The sequence below is a fragment of the Oleiphilus sp. HI0128 genome (genome assembly GCF_001635365.1).
The window spans coordinates 1-1711 of sequence record NZ_LWGG01001570.1 but is presented as its reverse complement, the minus strand read 5'-3'; the positions used below and the strand labels follow the sequence as shown (position 1 = coordinate 1711).

The 1711-nt window shown below is 47.2% G+C and carries 1 protein-coding gene; it reads left to right on the top strand.

What is annotated here, in order from left to right; genetic code table 11:
- Window positions 1-170: 170 nt before the first annotated feature.
- Window positions 171-1709 (top strand): nitrate reductase subunit beta, encoded by a 1539-nt coding sequence (gene narH, locus A3763_RS25775; RefSeq protein WP_068508661.1) that lies wholly within the window; start codon window positions 171-173, stop codon window positions 1707-1709.
- Window positions 1710-1711: the final 2 nt, after the last annotated feature.

The following is a 1711-nucleotide window of genomic DNA, read 5'->3' as shown; positions in this document are numbered from 1 at the left end:
ACAAGAGCGGTTATGAAGCCTACTCACATGATCGGTGGTTACGGACAGCAAGCATACGGATTTAACTACTACGGTACCGTTGGCTGTAACCGAGATGAATTTGTAATCGTCCGTAAGATGGACAAAGTTGACTGGTTGGACGAGTCGTCTGAAGAGCGAGGAGCATAGCGATGAAAGTACGTGCACAAATAGGCATGGTCCTGAACCTGGACAAATGTATCGGCTGTCACACTTGTTCTATCACTTGTAAGAACGTATGGACGAGCCGTGACGGTGTTGAATACGCTTGGTTTAACAATGTTGAATCTAAGCCAGGCGTGGGTTTCCCTAAAGAGTGGGAAAACCAGGAAAAATGGAACGGCGGTTGGGTCCGTGGTAACGATGGTAAGTTGACACCGCGTCAAGGTAACAAGATGCGTGTGTTGGCGAATATCTTCGGTAACCCTGACCTACCCGAAATCGATGACTACTATGAGCCATTCGATTACGACTACGAGCATCTGCATACTGCGCCAGAAAGCAAGCATCAGCCAACGGCTCGTCCGAAGTCGCTGATCACTGGCAAAATCATGGAGAAGATCAACTGGGGCCCAAACTGGGAAGAGATTCTAGGTACGGAGTTCGCTAAACGTAAAGTTGATTCAAACTTCAATGAAGTAGCGCAGAAAGACATCTACGGTCAGTTCGAAAAGACCTTTATGATGTACTTGCCACGCTTATGTGAGCACTGTTTGAATCCGGCTTGTGTTGCAAGTTGTCCTTCAGGTGCGATCTACAAGCGTGAAGAAGACGGTATCGTATTGATCGACCAAGACAAGTGTCGTGGTTGGAGAATGTGTGTATCGGGTTGCCCATACAAGAAGATCTACTACAACTGGAAGTCTGGTAAGTCAGAGAAGTGTATTTTCTGTTACCCACGTATCGAAGCGGGCCAGCCAACAGTTTGTTCTGAGACTTGTGTAGGTCGTATCCGTTACTTGGGTGTACTTCTTTATGATGCAGACCGTATCGAAGAAGCAGCAGCAACGCCGCTAGAGAAAGATTTGTACCAGGCACAGTTGGATATCTTCCTAGATCCAAATGATCCTAAAGTGCAAGATGCGGCACGCGCTGAAGGCATTCCTGATAGCTGGATTGAGTCGGCTCAAGCATCACCTGTTTATAAGATGGCAATGGACTGGAAAGTAGCGCTACCGTTACACCCAGAGTACCGTACGCTGCCAATGGTTTGGTACATCCCACCACTATCCCCAATCCAGAATGCTGCTGAGCAGGGTCGTATTGGTATGGACGGTGTGATTCCAGACATTAAGTCACTGCGTATTCCGGTACGGTACTTGGCTAATTTGCTAACGGCCGGTGAAGAAGCGCCAGTTGTGAATGCACTAGAAAGAATGCTGGCAATGCGTTCATTCAAGCGTTCACAGCAAGTAGAAGGCAAAGAAGATCTGGAAGTTTTGAAGAAGACGGGTTTAACAGCCTTACAGGTTGAAGAAATGTATCGTTACATGGCGATTGCTAACTACGAAGACCGTTTCGTCGTGCCATCAAGCCATAAAGCTTACGCAGAAGATGCTTACGACATGAAGAGTTCATGTGGTTTCAGCTTCGGCAATGGCTGTAGCGATGGTAACAACGAAGTCAACATGTTTGGTGGTAACAAACCAAGTAACCGAGCGAATATCATCGCGGTTTCAGGAGGTGACTAAGA

What these genes read in the sequence shown, in the direction of transcription:
- narH (WP_068508661.1), top strand. Translation starts at nt 171, where the DNA reads ATGAAAGTACGTGCACAAATAGGCATGGTCCTGAACCTGGACAAATGT.